Origin of the sequence: Achromobacter sp. MFA1 R4 (assembly GCF_900156745.1) — a bacterium.
In the GTDB taxonomy this organism is placed as follows: Bacteria; Pseudomonadota; Gammaproteobacteria; order Burkholderiales; family Burkholderiaceae_B; genus Achromobacter.
In genome coordinates, this window is the sequence record NZ_LT707065.1 from 1 (window position 1) to 16,242 (window position 16,242).

At 57.6% G+C, this 16,242-nt stretch carries 24 protein-coding genes and 3 pseudogenes; 26 read left to right on the plus strand and 1 reads right to left on the minus strand.

The features are described 5' to 3' along the window. From BXA00_RS29160 to BXA00_RS00095, 25 genes and pseudogenes are all read left to right on the plus strand, one after another. Nucleotides 1-323: pseudogene (locus BXA00_RS29160) on the plus strand (hypothetical protein); the annotation flags it as partial. Next, nucleotides 307-495: a hypothetical protein gene (locus tag BXA00_RS29165; protein ID WP_231952170.1), complete on the plus strand. Its 189-nt coding sequence runs from the start codon at nucleotides 307-309 to the stop codon at nucleotides 493-495. The pseudogene BXA00_RS29160 and the gene BXA00_RS29165, both read left to right, overlap by 17 nt. 119 nt (nucleotides 496-614) lie before the next feature. After that, nucleotides 615-1,106, plus strand: coding sequence for a hypothetical protein (locus BXA00_RS00010; RefSeq protein ID WP_076515161.1), 492 nt, complete (start codon nucleotides 615-617; stop codon nucleotides 1,104-1,106). 137 nt (nucleotides 1,107-1,243) lie between these two features. Then, a complete protein-coding gene (locus BXA00_RS00015) occupies nucleotides 1,244-1,447 on the plus strand; it encodes a hypothetical protein (protein WP_076515163.1) in 204 nt (67 codons plus the stop codon). A 57-nt stretch (nucleotides 1,448-1,504) separates the two neighbouring features. After that, a complete protein-coding gene (locus tag BXA00_RS29345) occupies nucleotides 1,505-1,633 on the plus strand; it encodes a hypothetical protein (protein ID WP_255376731.1) in 129 nt (42 codons plus the stop codon). 1,172 nt (nucleotides 1,634-2,805) lie between these two features. After that, nucleotides 2,806-3,051 (plus strand): hypothetical protein, encoded by a 246-nt coding sequence (locus BXA00_RS00020; protein WP_076515165.1) that lies wholly within the window; start codon nucleotides 2,806-2,808, stop codon nucleotides 3,049-3,051. 9 nt (nucleotides 3,052-3,060) lie between these two features. Further along, nucleotides 3,061-3,333, plus strand: a complete 273-nt coding sequence (locus tag BXA00_RS00025) for a hypothetical protein (protein ID WP_076515167.1) — start codon at nucleotides 3,061-3,063, stop codon at nucleotides 3,331-3,333. A gap of 3 nt (nucleotides 3,334-3,336) precedes the next feature. After that, on the plus strand, nucleotides 3,337-3,903 hold the full coding sequence (locus BXA00_RS00030; protein WP_076515169.1) for an NUMOD4 domain-containing protein: 567 nt from the start codon (nucleotides 3,337-3,339) through the stop codon (nucleotides 3,901-3,903). A gap of 266 nt (nucleotides 3,904-4,169) precedes the next feature. Next, a complete protein-coding gene (locus tag BXA00_RS00035; RefSeq protein WP_076515171.1) occupies nucleotides 4,170-4,820 on the plus strand; it encodes an AAA family ATPase in 651 nt (216 codons plus the stop codon). 11 nt (nucleotides 4,821-4,831) lie between these two features. After that, nucleotides 4,832-5,428 carry a hypothetical protein gene (locus tag BXA00_RS00040; protein ID WP_076515172.1) on the plus strand — a complete coding sequence of 199 codons (597 nt, stop codon included), beginning with the start codon at nucleotides 4,832-4,834 and terminating at the stop codon, nucleotides 5,426-5,428. Nucleotides 5,429-5,431: 3 nt separating this feature from the next. Then, the gene (locus BXA00_RS00045) at nucleotides 5,432-5,935 is read left to right on the plus strand and encodes a siphovirus Gp157 family protein (protein ID WP_076515175.1); all 504 of its coding nucleotides are present in this window, start codon (nucleotides 5,432-5,434) and stop codon (nucleotides 5,933-5,935) included. A gap of 244 nt (nucleotides 5,936-6,179) precedes the next feature. Further along, nucleotides 6,180-6,344 (plus strand): hypothetical protein, encoded by a 165-nt coding sequence (locus tag BXA00_RS28590; protein WP_156902696.1) that lies wholly within the window; start codon nucleotides 6,180-6,182, stop codon nucleotides 6,342-6,344. Further along, a complete protein-coding gene (locus tag BXA00_RS28595; protein WP_156902697.1) occupies nucleotides 6,344-6,502 on the plus strand; it encodes a hypothetical protein in 159 nt (52 codons plus the stop codon). Before BXA00_RS28590 ends, BXA00_RS28595 begins: the two co-directional genes overlap by 1 nt. Nucleotides 6,503-6,506: 4 nt before the next feature. Continuing rightward, nucleotides 6,507-7,253, plus strand: a complete 747-nt coding sequence (locus BXA00_RS00050) for a DUF551 domain-containing protein (RefSeq protein ID WP_076515177.1) — start codon at nucleotides 6,507-6,509, stop codon at nucleotides 7,251-7,253. Further along, nucleotides 7,250-7,489: a hypothetical protein gene (locus tag BXA00_RS00055; RefSeq protein ID WP_156902698.1), complete on the plus strand. Its 240-nt coding sequence runs from the start codon at nucleotides 7,250-7,252 to the stop codon at nucleotides 7,487-7,489. The genes BXA00_RS00050 and BXA00_RS00055 overlap by 4 nt, the downstream gene beginning before the upstream one ends. Continuing rightward, nucleotides 7,489-7,836 (plus strand): hypothetical protein, encoded by a 348-nt coding sequence (locus tag BXA00_RS00060; protein ID WP_076515181.1) that lies wholly within the window; start codon nucleotides 7,489-7,491, stop codon nucleotides 7,834-7,836. Before BXA00_RS00055 ends, BXA00_RS00060 begins: the two co-directional genes overlap by 1 nt. Next, nucleotides 7,833-8,831, plus strand: a complete 999-nt coding sequence (locus BXA00_RS29135; RefSeq protein ID WP_197685548.1) for a hypothetical protein — start codon at nucleotides 7,833-7,835, stop codon at nucleotides 8,829-8,831. Before BXA00_RS00060 ends, BXA00_RS29135 begins: the two co-directional genes overlap by 4 nt. Then, nucleotides 8,828-9,112: a hypothetical protein gene (locus BXA00_RS00070; protein ID WP_156902699.1), complete on the plus strand. Its 285-nt coding sequence runs from the start codon at nucleotides 8,828-8,830 to the stop codon at nucleotides 9,110-9,112. The genes BXA00_RS29135 and BXA00_RS00070 overlap by 4 nt, the downstream gene beginning before the upstream one ends. Nucleotides 9,113-9,276: 164 nt before the next feature. Continuing rightward, nucleotides 9,277-9,603: a hypothetical protein gene (locus BXA00_RS00075; RefSeq protein WP_076515184.1), complete on the plus strand. Its 327-nt coding sequence runs from the start codon at nucleotides 9,277-9,279 to the stop codon at nucleotides 9,601-9,603. Between the two features lie 25 nt (nucleotides 9,604-9,628). Then, nucleotides 9,629-9,802 carry a hypothetical protein gene (locus tag BXA00_RS29020; protein ID WP_172805834.1) on the plus strand — a complete coding sequence of 58 codons (174 nt, stop codon included), beginning with the start codon at nucleotides 9,629-9,631 and terminating at the stop codon, nucleotides 9,800-9,802. 8 nt (nucleotides 9,803-9,810) lie between these two features. Further along, a pseudogene (locus tag BXA00_RS29455) lies at nucleotides 9,811-9,945 on the plus strand (helix-turn-helix domain-containing protein); the annotation flags it as partial. Nucleotides 9,946-9,959: 14 nt separating this feature from the next. Then, nucleotides 9,960-10,955, plus strand: a complete 996-nt coding sequence (locus BXA00_RS00085; protein ID WP_076515185.1) for a site-specific integrase — start codon at nucleotides 9,960-9,962, stop codon at nucleotides 10,953-10,955. A gap of 372 nt (nucleotides 10,956-11,327) precedes the next feature. After that, nucleotides 11,328-11,942 carry a hypothetical protein gene (locus BXA00_RS28600; protein WP_156902700.1) on the plus strand — a complete coding sequence of 205 codons (615 nt, stop codon included), beginning with the start codon at nucleotides 11,328-11,330 and terminating at the stop codon, nucleotides 11,940-11,942. Between the two features lie 62 nt (nucleotides 11,943-12,004). Further along, entirely contained in the window at nucleotides 12,005-12,235 is a 231-nt protein-coding gene (locus tag BXA00_RS29170; protein WP_231952171.1) for a hypothetical protein, read from the plus strand. 342 nt (nucleotides 12,236-12,577) lie between these two features. Continuing rightward, complete coding sequence (locus tag BXA00_RS00095; protein WP_076515187.1) at nucleotides 12,578-14,077, plus strand: P-loop NTPase fold protein; 1,500 nt, start codon at nucleotides 12,578-12,580, stop codon at nucleotides 14,075-14,077. Between the two features lie 105 nt (nucleotides 14,078-14,182). Here the strand turns inward: BXA00_RS00095 and BXA00_RS28605 are convergent. Then, a pseudogene (locus BXA00_RS28605) lies at nucleotides 14,183-15,293 on the minus strand (IS3 family transposase). 193 nt (nucleotides 15,294-15,486) lie between these two features. Here BXA00_RS28605 and BXA00_RS00110 point away from each other — a divergent pair. Continuing rightward, nucleotides 15,487-16,209: an OB-fold putative lipoprotein gene (locus BXA00_RS00110; protein WP_231952172.1), complete on the plus strand. Its 723-nt coding sequence runs from the start codon at nucleotides 15,487-15,489 to the stop codon at nucleotides 16,207-16,209. The last annotated feature ends 33 nt before the right edge of the window (nucleotides 16,210-16,242 follow it).

Below are 16,242 nucleotides of genomic sequence, written 5' to 3' on the forward strand. Positions count from 1 at the left end.
GGAGTAGCCAGGTGGTGCGTTGCCCAGATTCTTCTGAATGCCAACCCATCCGGGTTCTGGCAGTTTCAAGAACCTGGAGAAATGATGAAGAAGCTCTTAGTGGTTGCTGCCGCTGGTTGCCTTGCTTGCAGGCTTGCGACGATGACGCCCGAGTCGCCAGCCGCAACCTGTCCAAGGCTGCTGACAACTTCGAAGTGAACCGGCGCATCGTCTTCTACAACGGCATCACCGACCAGTACATGCTGACTGTCGAGGGCCGTTGTTCGATTGAACCAGCTCGACGGCAAGACGTTGCATGTGATCTGCATGACCGGCCCTGGTGAATACAAGAAGCACTTCCTCGGCCTGTCGGACAACGTGACCTTCTTTGCCGAGCAGCTGGAATCCGTGAAAGCGAGCGCGTACCACTACCGCGTCACGTTCAAGCCCCAACAGATCATCCCGGATATCGATTTCCGCGGCAGCACCAAGGCGCTTAAGGATCTGGCGAACTAACTCTGCCTGCGCCGCGACAGGACGCAGACACGTGAATCCTGAAAGAAGCGGAACAGTTCAGCCGGCCGAGTCCGGCCCGCTTCTTTCAGGATTCATACCGATTAACAAGGAGAACGAGCATGGATATCAAGACTTTGGAAGCCCTCGGCGTCACATCGAGGATTTGGCCGATCGGATCGTGGATCAGGCCGTCGACACACTGGCTGTCGAGCACTGGCTTCAACCCCGACACGGAAGAAGAGACGCGCTATGCATCCCGCTTTAAGCGTGAGATAGAGGCGCGCGTGCAGAAGGCGGTCGATGAAAAAATTGCCGCTCTTGCCGCCGTGCATATCGTGCCGCGTGTGGGCGAGATGATCGAACAGGCGAACATGCGCAAGACGAACGGCTACGGCGAGCCTAAGGGGCCTTCGCTGACGTTCAAGGAATACATCGCCCATCGCGCTGAGGTCTATATGACCGAAGAAGTGGACTACCACGGCAATTCCAAGGCGGATCTCGAAGCCAAATCAGAGTCGACCTACAACTGGCGCAATTGCGGCCCACGCCTGACGGTGCTGATGCGCAACTACATCGCGGATTCGCTCAAAAGCATGCCGAGGCTGCTGTAAACGATGTCAACAAGGTCATCGCCAAGAACATCGAGAACGCCGCAAAGGACGCCATCACTGCCGCCGCTAACTCAATCAAGGTAAACATAAGCGCCTAACCCCTCCCTATTAGCATCCCGAATGGCAAAGGAGAAGATATGACCGAGAACCTCAACGCCGACGACTTGGTGCAACTGGACCCGGGAAAAGTTGGCAACCCGCTGTTTGCAGGCTGCGTCATGGTAGTTACGGAACCGAAGTCGTGGGGCGCGCAAGGCTACGTTCAGGCTCCGGGCGGCGGACAGGCTTACTACCGGCAAAGCATGAAGAAATGGAACTGGTTGGCCGCGCCGTTTGGGTAGCTGACTGAGGGAGCCGACATGACAACCACCCACTACGCAGCATCCGCCAGCAATGCAATGGCTAGCTGGTACCAGATGTGGGACCACGCCGCCGCTACGTACTGGGTGACGCTAGGACGTGACGGCTGGTACTCGTACGGTCTTGGCGTGATGGACGACTTTGGCAATCTGGTGAAGGTGAAGTAACGCGCTCAGGGCCGCGCAAGCCCTGAACCTCCAAGGATGCGGAGCCTTTTATTCATTCGTTCCGCGAAAAAGCGCATGAGTCCACAGCAGTACCGGTGGCTCCGCATCCTTGGGGGTTGTGAATAAGGCAGTACAGGGTTGCAGCCCTGCGGTAATAGCTCCTTGACCCAGTGGGAGTCTGCCGAAATAGATTGGGCACCTTCACGAGGCGCAATCGTTAACTGCGATGACGGGCGGAGAAAATTAGCGTGCCGCTGACCACCCCGGGAAAGTAGCGGGGGTCCTCATAGAAGCGGCAGCACGGATGGACGTGCAGGACCGAAGTGGTGGACACCGTTCGTAGCGGCAAGGGAAGCCTTCGCCGCAAGCCTACAGGTAGGAAGTCAAGATGCCCGAGCATTTGGCACGGTGAAGCGGACAAGCAACCACGAGCCGGTATCAAGCCCGGTCCGCTTCTATGAGGGCACACCCCTCACCCCTCAAGCCCCCACTATTCCCCTAATTCTCCCGTGCAGGGTATGCCGGGGGAGAGCGGGGGCTTACCTGATTGGAGATCGTATGAGCGAATGGAAACCCATTTCTGAGCTGCCGCCGCTTCACAAGGCCGTCCTGCTTATCAGTGTTGGCAGCGTACCGAACTACGTGACCGACCAATATGTCGGCTGGAGAACGTTGTCCGGTGAGTTTGCGCGTTGGGTTCATCCGTTCCCGCCAACGCATTGGATGGATCTTCCTGAACCTCCAAGGACCGCTCATGACCTCCCCTGTGAAACTCCCGCCGCTGCCTAAGGGCGTATCTCCGCACCAAGGGATCGGAAAGGCAATGCTTGAGTACGCCGAGCAAGCGGTGCGCCAGGCTCTGGCGGCACAGGAGCCGGTGGCGTGGATTCCGATGGTAAACGGCAAGCCTGTTGATCGCCCGTCGAGAGACCTTTGGCTCATGGAGAGGTCAGCCTTGTCTTGGGAAGGAGGGAAGGTCTTCGGACTGGCACTCATCTCGGGCGACGACTCTGGACATAAGCCCGCGCCTATGGACACAAGCTCTGGACATAACGCCGACAAGGAGCCTCCATGCTCACCAACCTCAAGTACTGGGCAATCCCAATAATCATTCTATTCGCCGCCCTGGGGTATCACGTGGGGTGGTAGGACTTCTCTGATTTGGAGCTTACATGAAGCAAGCATTGATTCTTGTCGTGGCGTTGTTGGCTGGATGTACGAACGCTGACGATGCGACCCGGGCCTTAAAAGCGGCTGGATACACCGATATCCAAATCACCGGCTACCGCTGGTTTGGATGCAGCAAAGACGACAGCATACATACCGGGTTCATTGCGACAGGCCGTGACGGATCCAAAGTCACCGGCATCGTGTGCGGCGAGTTGTTCTTCAAAGGAAACACCATCCGCACTGACTAGGAGGCTGACATGGACCGTTGGCATGGAGACGAACAATACGAAGTCCTCACCGCCACCGTGCAGGACGTATGCGAGACGCTGGGCAACCCTGCTAGCTGGGACGCAGACGGGCATGACGCGATGTGGTGGACCAAGCGGCTTGAGGATGCGGACTTCTTCGCAAATCTCGGGCATGCGGATCATCTGGCGATCTTGCAGGCGGTGATGAACAGCAATTCGCAGTGGGTGATTTCCTTGCAAAGGGATATCAAGCACGCTGTACACATCGAACTGGAGGGGTAGCCAATGGATGAAGAATGGCGGGACGTTCTTGGCTATGAGGGTCACTACATCATCAGCAATTTTGGAAGGATTGTTAGCGTTCGCCGCGTTGTGAAGGGCAAAAAGCGCCGAACCGTAGGCGGCCAGGTAATGAAGCCGCGTCTGAACAACGGATACGCCCTGGTAACGCTGAGTCTAGATAAAAAAATGAAGAACGCTAGCGTCCATAGGATGGTGGCCATGGCATTTTGTGATGGCGCTCGCCCTTGGTTAGTGGTCAACCATAAAAACGGCAACCGCAGCGACAACCGGGCGGACAACTTGGAATGGGTGACCATTTCTCAAAACTGCATCCACGCATTCAGGGTTCTTAATCGAAAGCCCACCTCCTTGGGGAAGCGGGGAGCGAAATGCCCGTTTAGCAAACCTATTGTTGCCATTTCACCCGACGGCACAGAAACCCACTATGCCGGGATTTCTGAAGCCTCAAGGCAACTCGGGATAGTTAACCAAAGCATAAGCAATTGCTGCCGAGGAAAACAACGCACAAGTTGCGGATATAGGTTCCGTTACGCTGGAGTTCAAGTATGAAACGATTCCTAGCCTTTCTACAAACCCACGGCCTCACGATCTTCTTCGGGGCCGTTTTTCTTACTGCCACCTGCATTCTGCGTCCCACGCTCGACAAGTACGAAGAGGACCGGATTGCGAAGGAAGGGGGCACCCGATACGCGAGTCGGCAATGAAAGCCGAAGACTTCTTCGCCCCTGGTCTGCCTGACCAATACCTACGCGCCCAGCGTGGCCGGGCAGTAGCAATCATCAAACCCAAGTCGCCCGAGTCTCAGGAGAACGAAATTGAGTATCGCCATTATGGTCTTAGGACCGTCAGGGAGCGGGAAGTCGTACAGCCTGCGCAACTTCGACCCGACCCAAGTAACCCTGATCCAACCGATCAAAAAGCCCCTCCCCTTCAAGTCTGCTGACTGGACGCTGCGAACCAAGGAGAACACCAGCGGTGCGCGGTTTGTCACCGACGACAGCATCTTGATCGAGAAGGCCATGCGCAAGACTGATCGGGATGTGGTGATCGTCGACGACTACCAGGCTGTCCTGACAAACGAGCTGATGCGCCGCAGCACCGAGACCGGGTTCCAGAAGTTCGCAGACATCGGCCATGGGGCCTGGAGCATCTTCCAGGCGGCTGGCGATCTGCCGGAACAGAAGCGCGTTTACATCATGGCCCACACCCAGACCGACGATTACGGGAACGTCCGCATGAAGACGGTGGGGAAGATGGTGGACGAGAAGCTGGTCCCCGAGGGCTATTTCACCATCGTCCTGCGGGCCGAGCAGATCAACGGACAGCACGTCTTTGCCACTCAGAGCAACGGGCAGGACTGCTGCAAATCCCCCCCCGGCATGTTTGACGGCATGCACATCCCCAATGACCTCGCAGCCGTCGACGCTGCTATCTGCGAGTTTTACGGCCTTACCCAACCCGCCTGAGAGTATCGAAAATGCGCAAATACGAGTTCAACGAAGAATCCGCCCGTCAAGCTGGTGCCAGCAACTTCATCGACGCCACCGGCAAGTACAAGGGAACCTTCACCCAAGCCAAGCAGGTCATCAGCACGAAGGGGACCGAAGGTATCGAGTTCAGCTTTGAGGCCGAAGATGGCCGAACGGCCAACTACCTCCAACTCTGGACCTTCAACAAGGAAGGCAAGCCACTGTATGGCAAGAAGGTGCTGGATGCGCTGATGTGCTGCGCCCGCATCAAGACCCTCACGCCCCAGAAAGGCACCATTCAAGGTAAGCACGGCCAGGAAGACGCGGTGCTGTTCCCAGGCCTGCAAGGTCGTCCCATCGGTCTTCTGCTGCAGCGTGAGGAGTACCAGAAGGACAACGGCGACACCGGCTACAAGTTCAACATCTACGCCCCGTTCCACGCTGAAACGGAAATGATGGCGGTGGAACTGCTGGACAACAAGACCGCACCGGAAATGCTGCCGAAGGTGCTGGAAGGCCTGCAGGACAAGCCGCTCCAAAACCGCTCCCGCCCGGCTGCCAGCCACCACGCGCAGAGCGAGAACCCCGCCGATCCCTGGGACTAAACCATGACGAACGTATCCCTGTATTCGCTGGCCGCTGAGTATCGCGGCCAACTCCAAGCTCTGGAGAACCTGGACCTGGATGAGAAGGCCTTGGCCGACACCCTGGAAAGTCTAGGCGGCGATTTGGAAGTGAAGGCCCAGAACGTCGTCTGCTTTCTGCGCAACCTGGAAACTACTGCCGCGGCGATCAAGGAAGCCGAGGCAAGCATGGCGGCGCGGCGCAAGGCTATCGAGAACCGCGTAGACGGCCTCAAGCGCTACGTGCTGGACTCCATGCAGAACAACGGCATCCAGAAGATCGAATGCCCCCTGTTCTCCATCAGCATCGCCAAGAACCCGGCAGCGGTGGAGGTGTTCGACGAGAAGCAAATCCCCGCTGACTACTTCGTCACGCCTCCTGCACCTCCTCCTCAGTTGGACAAGAAAAAGGTAGCTGAGGCGCTTAAGGCTGACATCGACGTTCCTGGCGCGAAGCTGCGCCATGGCGTCAGATTGTCCATCAAATAGTTCCCCGGCAGCTCCCAGCACAACCCACCTGGAGCCCGCAGCATCCGCTGGGGGCTGCCACCCTATTCCTTGGAGACACGAATGAAGAACCACGTTTGGGTAGTTGAGGCCCGCAGACTCGATGGCCGTTGGACTGCCTTTGCCTTACGGAATACCCGTCTCGAAGCGCGCGTATTCAAACTTGAGCGGATCTACCCCGAGAATTTCCGCATCCGCAAGTACGTCCCCGCCTAACGGAGCAGATATGGACCTCGCGCAACAACTCGAGCAAGCCGACGCAGACCGCGTTGACGGCATCACGACCGACAAGCAGTACCTGGAGCGCCGTGCCGAGATTGTGGCGCGGGCCGTGGACTACGACTACTTGATTATGCAAGACAAGGAGCGTGCGCTCCTGAGGGGGATGTGATGGAAATCGACGATATGCCGGACGATGATGAACTCGCCATAGAGCGCGCCCTGATTAACTGGGGTCTGTTAGGGGTCGTCTCTGGCCTCGCAACTATCTATGTCGGCATCTTCCTTCTGTGGCGATACGCCCTGTCCTTCTTCTACCCTGGAGCGTGAACAAATGACCCAACAATGGAAGCCGATTGAATCAGCGCCGAAGGATGAACTGATCCTGGTCGGCCCGACCAAGCGCATGGGCATCTGCGTTGCGATGAACCACAGCCGAGACGGCTGGGTGACCGAGACGTGCAACGAATGGTTCAACATCTACACGCCCACGCACTGGATGCCGCTGCCCGCCGCTCCTGGAACCCCTCCCGCCAGCGCACAGCCCGAACGGGACTGGGAACTGTCCTGCGACCACTGCGATGGCGACGGCTTCGTTTATGTCGAGCGCCGGGTTGGACCGTGCGCCACCGACATTCAAACGTTCAAGGAGGAATGCGAGTGCTGCGAGGGTCGCGGCTTCACCATCGCGTTCGAGGATATCCCGGGCATTGCGGAATATGTGCGCAAGAGCCGTCCGGTCGCCAGCGCACAGGACGATGCGAAGGACGAGCGGCAGGCGTTCGAAGCGTGGGGAATGGCTGGCTGCGAAATGGTCGATGACCCGCAAAGCGGCCGGTTCGATATCGCACGTCATTGCGCGTGGGAAGCATGGAAGGCCCGCGCTTCCCTTGCCGCTCCCGCTGCTGGCGATGCGCGGGATGTGGCACGGTATCGAGAAGTGCGCAATAACGCCTGGGTCGCAGGTACTGAATTCCGAATTATGAATCCCAAATTGGGCTACGTCGCGCCGCGCGCGGATGTCGAATTTGATGCATTCATCGACGCCGCCATTGCAGCCAAACATAAGGGAGACGCATGATGGCCCTGACCAAAAAGGAGCGCGACGACTACGAGCGCATGCGTACCGCCCTGAAGCGGATAGCAACAGGCTACATGACGCTTAAGCAAATCGAACGCGACGCCGAGAAGCGCATTGGCCTGTCCTACCGGGAGGTACTGGAAATGGCCTACGAGAATATCCGGGATGACGCACGGGATGCTGTTCGCGGTGTCCGGGCGGCGTCTGGTGCAGCCTCTCAGCAGCAGGAGGGGTGATGGAACTCGTACTCGAAGAATCCTACGCCATGGACGATTCGTGCCAGCTCCAATACTGGGCGCGTGGTCACTGGTCCTGGGGCGAATTCGTCACGGCCGTGCAGGACAGGATCGCGCGGGAGGAACGAGACATCCCGAATTGGGTAGTCGTTCAAGCGCCCGTGAAGCAGCTCTACCAGCGCGCCGTCCCGTGCCGCGATTCCATCGTCGGCGATACCCGCTACGTGCATTCGGACAAGCCGGGGCGCGGTGCTACCGCCGTCACCGTCATGGATTTCTGGTTTCCGATGCACGCCTACCTGCCGCCCAAGCCGCAGCCGTACCGCTTTCCCAAGGAAGGGACATGACACGAAAACGCGAAGTTCTCGCCAGCGAAGATATCTCTGCCCTGCCCCCGCCGTCGCACCGTCACCCGATGAGCGGCGAGCCGATTTGGGATCAGCACGCGGTACGCGCCCTGCTGTCCAAGCTGCGCGCCCCTGTAGCCGACAACTGGCAGCAGTACGCATTGCCCGGAGAGACGACCGCCGAGCAGGTATGCGAACGGATGAATGCCGAAGTCACCCGGCGCACCGTTGCGGCCATGCGGGCAAGCGCCCCTGTAGCCGGGGAGGCGCAACACCCTGACGATGTGGCCGTTGAACGGTTCGCCATCGCAATGAAGGCCAAGTTGGCCGAAAAGCGCAAGCAGGGTTACGGCGGCTGGGACGATGAGGAATGCCCCGCGCAATGGCTTTCTCAACTACTGCGCGCCCATGTGGAAAAGGGCGATCCACTGGACGTGGGCAATTTTGCCATGATGTTGCACCAGCGCGGCGAGCGCATCACCGATGCCGCGCCCCAGGCCAGCGAGGCGCAATGTTCCTGCTCCAGCGGCGACGGCTCCCTACGCCATCCGTGCGCGGTTCATGGTGGAGACCATTTCCGTGACGCCACGCAAATGGTTGGTGCCAGCGAGGCGGTGCGCGATGCGCTGATGGCTTTCGATGAGGCCATGAAGCTATGCGACGACTTCCCCGAACTGCAACACCATCGCGATGCGCTGCGGTTTGCCGTGCAGAAGGCCCGCGCCGCCCTGTCCGCGCAACCGGGCGCGCAGAAGTACTGCCAGTGGCAACCGATCGAGACGGCGCCCAAGGATGAGGTGATCCTGCTGTTCGGCGGCCTGAAGAAGGACGGCAAAGTCTACGCTCCGCATATCAATGTCGGATATTGGACGGAGCAATTCGGGTGGACATGCCTCGTCCACTCCCACCAAGAGTTCGCCCATATCGAGCCGACGCACTGGATGCCGCGCCCTCCGTTTCCTGCCCAGGCCTACCCCGACAACAAGGAGCAATGATGAACAAGCAAGACTTGGACGCCATAGCCACCCGCGAGGCGCACTGCAAGCCCTATGGCTCTGCGGTGACGCTCAGTATTGGAGAGCGCGACGAGCTGGTGGCGCTGGCGAGGGATGGGATGCGGTATCGGTGGCTGCGCGTACAGCCAAATGACACCCAGACTCCACGGATTGACGTGGTGCATTGGGTAGAAGAAGGCGACGTGAACGCCGGATCAGGCTTGCGCATGGAAGAGCTGGACAGCGCCATAGACGCTGCCATGGCTAAGGAGGGAGCATGAGCTGGCCTGAAGCATTCTTTGGCGCTGTTTTCATTATCTGCGTGGCATGGGTCTACGTTACCGCCATCAAGGATAAGGATGACTGACCAAATCCAGCGCGTGCTGGAAGTAACCCGCAAGTATTGGATGCCCGCCTAGCGCGGGCTTTGTTTTGGAGAAAGCAGATGGGATACCGCACCGTTGTGATGCTCTACAACGATCAGGCTGGGCAGTGGACGAACGACCCGGACCTGGGAATGAAGATCTCCAGGAAGATGAACTTCGCCATGGGTACGGTCACCAATCCGCGGGAAGTCGATCTTTCCTACGGCCGGATCATCCAGTGCCACCATGCCGACTGCCTGGACCTTGGCATCTTCAACAGCTACCAATTCGTTCCCCTGGCGTCTGGAGCTTGGCAACCTGGCGAGGAAGCCGACGCGATGGCCCTGCGCATGCTCAAGGAAGCTGCGGAGAAGCTTGGCTACCGACTGGTAAAACGCCCTGCTTGATGCAGGGCTTTGTTTTGGAGGCGATATGAAATCCACAGAATTTATCGGCGCTGGACTGATCCTCTGGGTCGTCCTGGCCTGGTTCACACACATCTTTGTTTGCCTGAAAACCGCTTCCTGGGGATTCCTGATCGCCGGGGCTATCTTCTTTCCGGTCGCTTTCGTCCACGGCACCGGAATCTGGTTTGGCGCTTTCTAGGAGGCGATATGCTTTCAGTCCCCGAGGCCGCCCAGCATTTGGGGGTCTCCCCTCGCACCGTCTATGATCTGGCCGCCCCGGGTGGCCCGATCCCCTGCCACCGCGTCGGGCGCCGAATCCTGTTCTCGCCCGAAGACCTTGCCGAGTACCTGCAATCATGCCGATATACCGAGACAAAGCGCGCGGTTGCCTCGTCTTTGAGTTCGACCGTCTCATTGAAGGGAAGCGGGTCCGCGCTCGAAAAGCTCTTCCAAAGTCGTGGAGTAAAGCCCAGGCTGACGCCTACGACCGCCAAGAATCGGCGAGACTCTACGCCCTTGCATCTGGTGTCGAACGCCCGCAGTTCCTGATTGAAGACGCGATTGCTATCTATCTCAAGGAGCGCACCCCGGACCTCAAGTCTGGGGACAACATTCAGCGCGAATTGGGGATGATGATGTGGGCCTACAAGGGCAAGCCCATTGGAGCGCTCGCCGAAGTCTGCCGGGACTACGTAGAGAAAGCGTTCAATGAGCAGACCGGCGAGCCACTGTCGGCCGCCACCAAGCGCAACCGCATTCGGTACCTAACCAGCGCGTGCAGATGGGCCTGGAAGCGCCACGGGATGCACGACCGGGACCCGGCTGAGCGTGTGATAGCCCCAGAGGTCAGGAACGAGCGGAGGCACTTTGTAGACCGCGCCGAGATGCTGGCCATCGCCCGCGCCTGCAGGTGCAAGAAGTCTCGCGCAGCCATCCGCATTGCCTTCTACAGCGGAATGCGCCTGAGCGAGATCCTGGAAGCCGAGCGGGTAGGTGGGATGTTCGTTCTGGACGACACCAAGAACGGCGAACCCCGCCACGTCCCGATGCATCCGAAGATCCGGGCTGCGTCCAAGGTCGCCCCGCGCAACAAGTGGAACGTGTCCAAGGAGTTCAAAGCCGCAGCGGTCGCCGTGGGCATGGGCCATTTGCGCTTCCACGATCTACGCCACAGCGCCGCCAGCGCCATGATCAATGCGAAGGTCGACCTGTACACCGTGGGCGCGGTCCTGGGGCACAAGTCCGCAGCCAGCACCAAGAGATACAGTCACCTGGCAACCGAGGCGATCCGAATGGCCCTGGGGGAGATTGGCAAAAAATCCCCCACACAAAAGAAAGCGCGGGTTGCGTGAACTGCCCGCAAACCCGCGCCGTTACTTGGTAGGCCCCCCGAGAGTCGAACTCGGCACCAACGGATTATGAGTCTGCTGCGGAATCTAAGCTTTATGCGGGTTCTGAACCCGTATCCGTTCCGCAATCCGCGTCGCCGACGGCCGAAAGCCACCTTTAGAATCAATCACCGAGATCCGATTGCGGAACGCCATTTGAGAGCGCGTTGTGCGAAGGATGCAATAGCCCTCAGACATGTCAGCGGGGGATATGCATTCTTCGCGCCGCGTCGACCGGACAGATAAAATGGAAGAACGATAGGGGCTCGGGCCAGTCTATTGAACGCGAATCCGATAACATGTTGGGAGTTAACCGTTGCCGACCAGGAGAGCAATGTGTCTGAGTTGATGTTGCGCATCCGCGTGGAACAGAGGGCCGGAGTAGCTCAGTTTGCGTGGCTGAACTTTCAGAAGGACGGCTCCATCTCCATTGGATTGAACGACCGAGTCTTTAGCCCTCCGGATTTAGGTCATCACTTCGGCGTGTGGAGCGCATTCAACCGAGAAAAACTCGAGTATGTCGTTGGCCATGACCCGAAAGCACTCAAGCCAATTGGTTCGGCACACCTCACTTTTCATCCCCCGATCCATTTTCACCTGACAAAAGGCAAGGGACAAAAGCCATTCCAGGGGATCGCCGATGTCGACTTAACCGTCAAGCAGGACGGATTCATGCCATGGGCACGCATCGTTTCGAAGCCTGTGTCTAAATTGCCGCCTGCGTCCAATGGCCGTCCAGGAAAAAGTGCTGAGGACTTAGTTCTTCCAAAACGAGACGGCGAGTATTCGATGGGCTTGCGCGTAGACTTCTTAGATCCCAGTCACACCTATGCGCCGCAACTTAACCGGTTCGAAAAGCAAGTGGCTTGGCATTCACGTCTCATTTCCGTGTCCGTCGAATATTTGGAACCTCAGCAGGTTTCGACTATGGCTTGGACGCATCAGTTTTGACGCATCCCGTAGGAGGTGCATGGGGTGCCAGAACCAAAGCTCGTCCCTTATTGGAGTAATTCATGTGTCGGCACTACCAGACGCTGAAAGACGCCGAGCTGATGCTGAAAAAGTTCGGCGTGACCCGGCCGGGCGTGCTTGGCAAGTACGCCATGAGGCTGCGATACCAAGGCGTGTTCGTCCGCCGACCGCTCGAGCATGACTGCGACGAGGCGGTGCCAGAGCTTGAGGCCGTCACGGGCCAGGGGGCTGATCTCGGTATCCACCCATCCGGACGCGCTCGCTGGCGCTGAAAAGGGGTCGACCTTCAATGCGAGGGACGACCGCGGCACCAACGCCTTCACCTTCCGGAACGCTAGGCGGCGAGCGCGGCTACGCATCACGCCCACCGATGCCATCTCCGAATTCGATTGGCGATCCGGTAAGGCCGTAGCCACGCGCTTCCCCCGGGCCGACGGCGCCGCAGGACGTCGCAGGCCTCTGGGACCGCTACCGTGAGTCCGCCGGGCAGTAGCAGGCGGGCTGGTACTCCGCTACGAAACGTCGCGGCCTCTCGGTGAAAGACATGACGCCCTCGAATGTTACAGTGATTAGCGAGACCATTTATAGCCGTTGGCCACACTATGAACCCTTCTATGCCGGATTCTACCGACGAGATTTCCGACAACCCTTGGCACGACGACGTCTTGGATCGCGGAGGATTAGCCGCCACGCTAGAAGCACATCTGGTCCAGCGCACCAAGGCGTCTAAACGCGCGACTATGTCGATTGCTCTTGACGGACGTTGGGGCTCTGGAAAAACCTTCTTCGTTGAGCGGTGGATAGCGCAACTACAAAGTAACGGCCGCTGCGTAATTTTTTTTGATGCATGGCAACACGATCGAGCCATTGACCCCGCCTTGGCCTTTATGGCGGAACTGAGTCGACAAGTCAAAGAGTGGGCTGCACGGACAATCGACACAGATGCAACGATGTCCACAATCGAGACCACGCTCAATGAAACGTTGTCTCATATCAAACGCGCAGCAAAGCCAGTTGCCACAACGTTCCTCAGTGGCCTTATGAAAAAGACGATCGGCTCGTCCATTTCAGATCTTTTGTCCGCAGCATCGGGCGAAGACGATTCAAAGGGCGATAGCTCGCAAACTTCCGCAACTCAGGCGCTTGATCAAGCACTCGATCAATACCTGGACCAGGTCATGGCGGAGCATGAAATCCGCCACTCCTCCGTCGCGAAGTTTCGACAAAGCTTAGAGGCGCTTGCCAATTCGCTGGCTAAAGCAAAATCCTTAGAGGGCCCTGTGTTTGTAGTGATAGACGAACTCGATAGATGCCGTCCTAATTTCGCAGTCCAACTATTGGAAGGCGTGAAGCACCTGTTCAGCGTTCGCAACGTCTGCTTTGTTTTTTCCACAAATCTTCCGCAACTGGCTGCTTCAGTTCAAGCGGTTTACGGCCCGAACTTCGACGGCCGAGACTACCTCGGAAGGTTCTTTGAGCAAGAGCTAAAGTTGCCGCTTCCAACGGGGCAGCAATTCGCCCGTTTCCTATTCCGGGAAACTAATGAAAACCGGTCCAGCAGGATCTTCAGCGGCAGCTATTTTTTCGAAGATTTCTCCGGTGAACATCGCGACGCCAACATCTGGACCGGTTTGTGCAGATCGTTAGGAGTAACCTTGCGTCAGCAACAACAGGCGTTCACGACGTTCGATATCAGCTGCAATTCTTATCCGGGCAACGGAGCCATTCCCGGAGTTTGGCTAATGTTCTTGTGCTTGCTTCAGAGGGCATATCCAACGGTATTTTCAAACTTGCACCACGCCAGGCGCGGACCTTCGACCTTTGACGATTTCTTCGGCATCTTGAAGGCAGTTCCTTGGCACGAGCAGCTTCTTCGCCGAGGAGGCCGCAGTATGGGCGTGCCAACGGACTCAATCGAACTTAGTCGACTGCTCTTCTACCACTTCGCGCTTTCAAAAATGGATTACCCGGGTGATGTTCAGGCAGTCAGCAGCAATACAGAGGACGTGGCCAGAGATTTAGCCGAGTTTGTCAGCGGAGGTTGTCGCCCGGGCGACCCTTCCATGCTAAGTACACCCTTTAGGATAGTATCGACGGCTGGTCTATTGTCATAAACGTCAACCCTCGATTTTGGCGGAGTTATGCCGCACTTGGTAGGACATGGATTATTCCGCAAAGGCGCCGCGGTGACGTCACCCCCGTTTCGCAGCAGTTGAAAACTAGAATTCGGTCGGCTCAGGCAGGCTGACCTGCTGTGTTTTGGCGTATTCACTCGGGGTCAGCATGCCGAGCGAGCCATGGGGTCGGTGGTCATTGTAATCAGCACGCCATGCTTCAATGACCGTCTTCGCATGCTCAAGCGATAGGAATTCATGCGCGTTCGGGCACTCATCCCGTAGCCGGCCGTTAAACGACTCGCGAAGGCAGTTATCTGTGGGTTTGCCCGGCCGAGTGAAGTCCAGCAACACTTTGTTCTCCCAAGCCCATAAATCCAGTGCTTTGGACGTGAATTCTGTTTTATGGTCGACGGTGATACTGGCCGGCAAAGCAACCCTCTTGGCGACTCGCTCGAGCGCCTGAACCACGCTGTCACCGGTTAGCCGAAAACCGACCTCCAACACGAGACTCTCACGGCTCCAGTTATCCACGACGGTCAGCACCCGAAACGCTCGCCCGTCAGCTAATTGGTCATGCACGAAATCCATGCTCCAGCGCTGCCCAGCACCTGTTGCTTGCGGTGCGGGCCCCGATGCAGACTCAACCGCTTATTGCGGCGGACGCGCATCCGAACCTGCAGCCCTTCCAGGCGGTACAGGCGATGGACTCGCTTGAGATTGACCTGCCAACGTTCTCGGCGCAAAAGGATATGAATCCGCTCATAACCAAATCTCGGTCTGCTCATCGCGATGTCTCGAATGCGCATCCGCAATGCCCACTGATCTCGCGCGCTGCTTTTGCGATACCGACTGCCGCTGGAAAATTGACCCAACCGACACGCCCTCTGGACACTTACCTGATGCACGTCCAGGATCCATTGAACCACCTCCCGGCGGCGTGTCGGCGTCAGACCTTTTTTCGGATCACATCCTGCAGAATATGCTTGTCCAAAGTCAGGTCGGCCACAACCCGCTTGAGCCTCGCGTTTTCCTCTTCAAGCTGGCGCAGCCGACGAATCTCGCTAGCCGCAAGATCGCCGTACTTCTTCCTCCAGTTGTAGAACGTCGCCTCTGATATCCCCAATCCGCGGCAGACATCCCATACAGGCGTACCGGCTTCTGCTTGGCGCAGTGCGTATGTCACTTGCGCCTCGGTGGAGCGTGACTTCTTCATCGCGTCCTGCTCCTTCTTCAAAAAGAGCCTGAAGCGACCTTACTCTAGTTTTGAGATACCCACGCTTTTTGGGAGAACGTCAGAATCCAACCCCTGCGGCCGCGGCTTCGGGTATCGTAATGCATTGATACGACAATTAACTAGATCAGTCACGTGATTCGAAATGCGAAAACTTTTGTTCTTGCACGTCCTAATGTTGAGTCTTGCCCCTCCTGTACTCGCCGCGGAATATAAACCCACGCAAACGGAGCTAGCGGTCGCCGCCGTGCTTGTCGTCGATCGCGTAAAGGGATTCATGTCGAAACCCGAGCACGTTGCGAAGACGATCCGAGCTGAATGGGTCACTGCAGACAAGGTGGCGACGGATTACAACGCCAATGAGGTCGCGGCAGATAGACAATACTTTGGAAAAAAGGTGCTTCTGTCTGGAACGGTGACTGCAATCAAGAGCGGGTTGCGGAACGAGCCGTACTTGGTTCTCCGGGGTAGTTCGCATATCTCCCCTCAAGCCTCAATCGTGCAAAGTAGCGCCGATTATGCCGCTAAGTTGCAGCGTGGAAACTCGGTCACGCTGATCTGCTTTGGGGATGGCTCGATCATCGGCACACCTCGTTTTAGAGATTGTAGGTTTGCTCGTGACGTTGCTGCTGAGGTAGAACGCAACTTCATGGACGACGTCGACAACTTCTTCAGTGGGCAGCCCTCCTCATTCTCCACCGCCGTCAACGCTGCCGAAGCTGTGGGCCTGGCACACGGATTACCCGCGAACTCGGACTGCCCGACAGATTATGAACGATGCTTGGCGCAGCTAAAGAAGTTAAAGGCGGACGAAGCTCAATACATGTCGCTCATGCGAGGAGCGGTACAAAAGCTAAAGGCGAACGGACTGACGTTTCCAGAATTCGCAACAAAATAGGTCTGACAAGCTTCGATAAATGAAGGACGTACC

Bases quoted from the DNA above. Each gene is read 5' to 3' on its own strand.
- BXA00_RS00045 (WP_076515175.1), top strand. From the start codon at position 5,432: ATGACGAACGTATCCCTGTATTCGCTGGCCGCTGAGTATCGCGGCCAA.
- BXA00_RS00015 (WP_076515163.1), top strand. From the start codon at position 1,244: ATGACCGAGAACCTCAACGCCGACGACTTGGTGCAACTGGACCCGGGA.
- BXA00_RS00110 (WP_231952172.1), top strand. From the start codon at position 15,487: ATGTTGAGTCTTGCCCCTCCTGTACTCGCCGCGGAATATAAACCCACG.
- BXA00_RS29170 (WP_231952171.1), top strand. From the start codon at position 12,005: ATGTGTCGGCACTACCAGACGCTGAAAGACGCCGAGCTGATGCTGAAA.
- BXA00_RS00050 (WP_076515177.1), top strand. From the start codon at position 6,507: ATGACCCAACAATGGAAGCCGATTGAATCAGCGCCGAAGGATGAACTG.
- BXA00_RS28590 (WP_156902696.1), top strand. From the start codon at position 6,180: ATGGACCTCGCGCAACAACTCGAGCAAGCCGACGCAGACCGCGTTGAC.
- BXA00_RS00055 (WP_156902698.1), top strand. From the start codon at position 7,250: ATGATGGCCCTGACCAAAAAGGAGCGCGACGACTACGAGCGCATGCGT.
- BXA00_RS00040 (WP_076515172.1), top strand. From the start codon at position 4,832: ATGCGCAAATACGAGTTCAACGAAGAATCCGCCCGTCAAGCTGGTGCC.
- BXA00_RS00060 (WP_076515181.1), top strand. From the start codon at position 7,489: ATGGAACTCGTACTCGAAGAATCCTACGCCATGGACGATTCGTGCCAG.
- BXA00_RS00075 (WP_076515184.1), top strand. From the start codon at position 9,277: ATGGGATACCGCACCGTTGTGATGCTCTACAACGATCAGGCTGGGCAG.
- BXA00_RS00070 (WP_156902699.1), top strand. From the start codon at position 8,828: ATGATGAACAAGCAAGACTTGGACGCCATAGCCACCCGCGAGGCGCAC.
- BXA00_RS00010 (WP_076515161.1), top strand. From the start codon at position 615: ATGGATATCAAGACTTTGGAAGCCCTCGGCGTCACATCGAGGATTTGG.
- BXA00_RS29165 (WP_231952170.1), top strand. From the start codon at position 307: ATGACCGGCCCTGGTGAATACAAGAAGCACTTCCTCGGCCTGTCGGAC.
- BXA00_RS00030 (WP_076515169.1), top strand. From the start codon at position 3,337: ATGGATGAAGAATGGCGGGACGTTCTTGGCTATGAGGGTCACTACATC.
- BXA00_RS29345 (WP_255376731.1), top strand. From the start codon at position 1,505: ATGGCTAGCTGGTACCAGATGTGGGACCACGCCGCCGCTACGTACTGG.
- BXA00_RS29020 (WP_172805834.1), top strand. From the start codon at position 9,629: ATGAAATCCACAGAATTTATCGGCGCTGGACTGATCCTCTGGGTCGTC.
- BXA00_RS29135 (WP_197685548.1), top strand. From the start codon at position 7,833: ATGACACGAAAACGCGAAGTTCTCGCCAGCGAAGATATCTCTGCCCTG.
- BXA00_RS00095 (WP_076515187.1), top strand. From the start codon at position 12,578: ATGCCGGATTCTACCGACGAGATTTCCGACAACCCTTGGCACGACGAC.
- BXA00_RS00025 (WP_076515167.1), top strand. From the start codon at position 3,061: ATGGACCGTTGGCATGGAGACGAACAATACGAAGTCCTCACCGCCACC.
- BXA00_RS00020 (WP_076515165.1), top strand. From the start codon at position 2,806: ATGAAGCAAGCATTGATTCTTGTCGTGGCGTTGTTGGCTGGATGTACG.
- BXA00_RS00085 (WP_076515185.1), top strand. From the start codon at position 9,960: ATGCCGATATACCGAGACAAAGCGCGCGGTTGCCTCGTCTTTGAGTTC.
- BXA00_RS28595 (WP_156902697.1), top strand. From the start codon at position 6,344: ATGGAAATCGACGATATGCCGGACGATGATGAACTCGCCATAGAGCGC.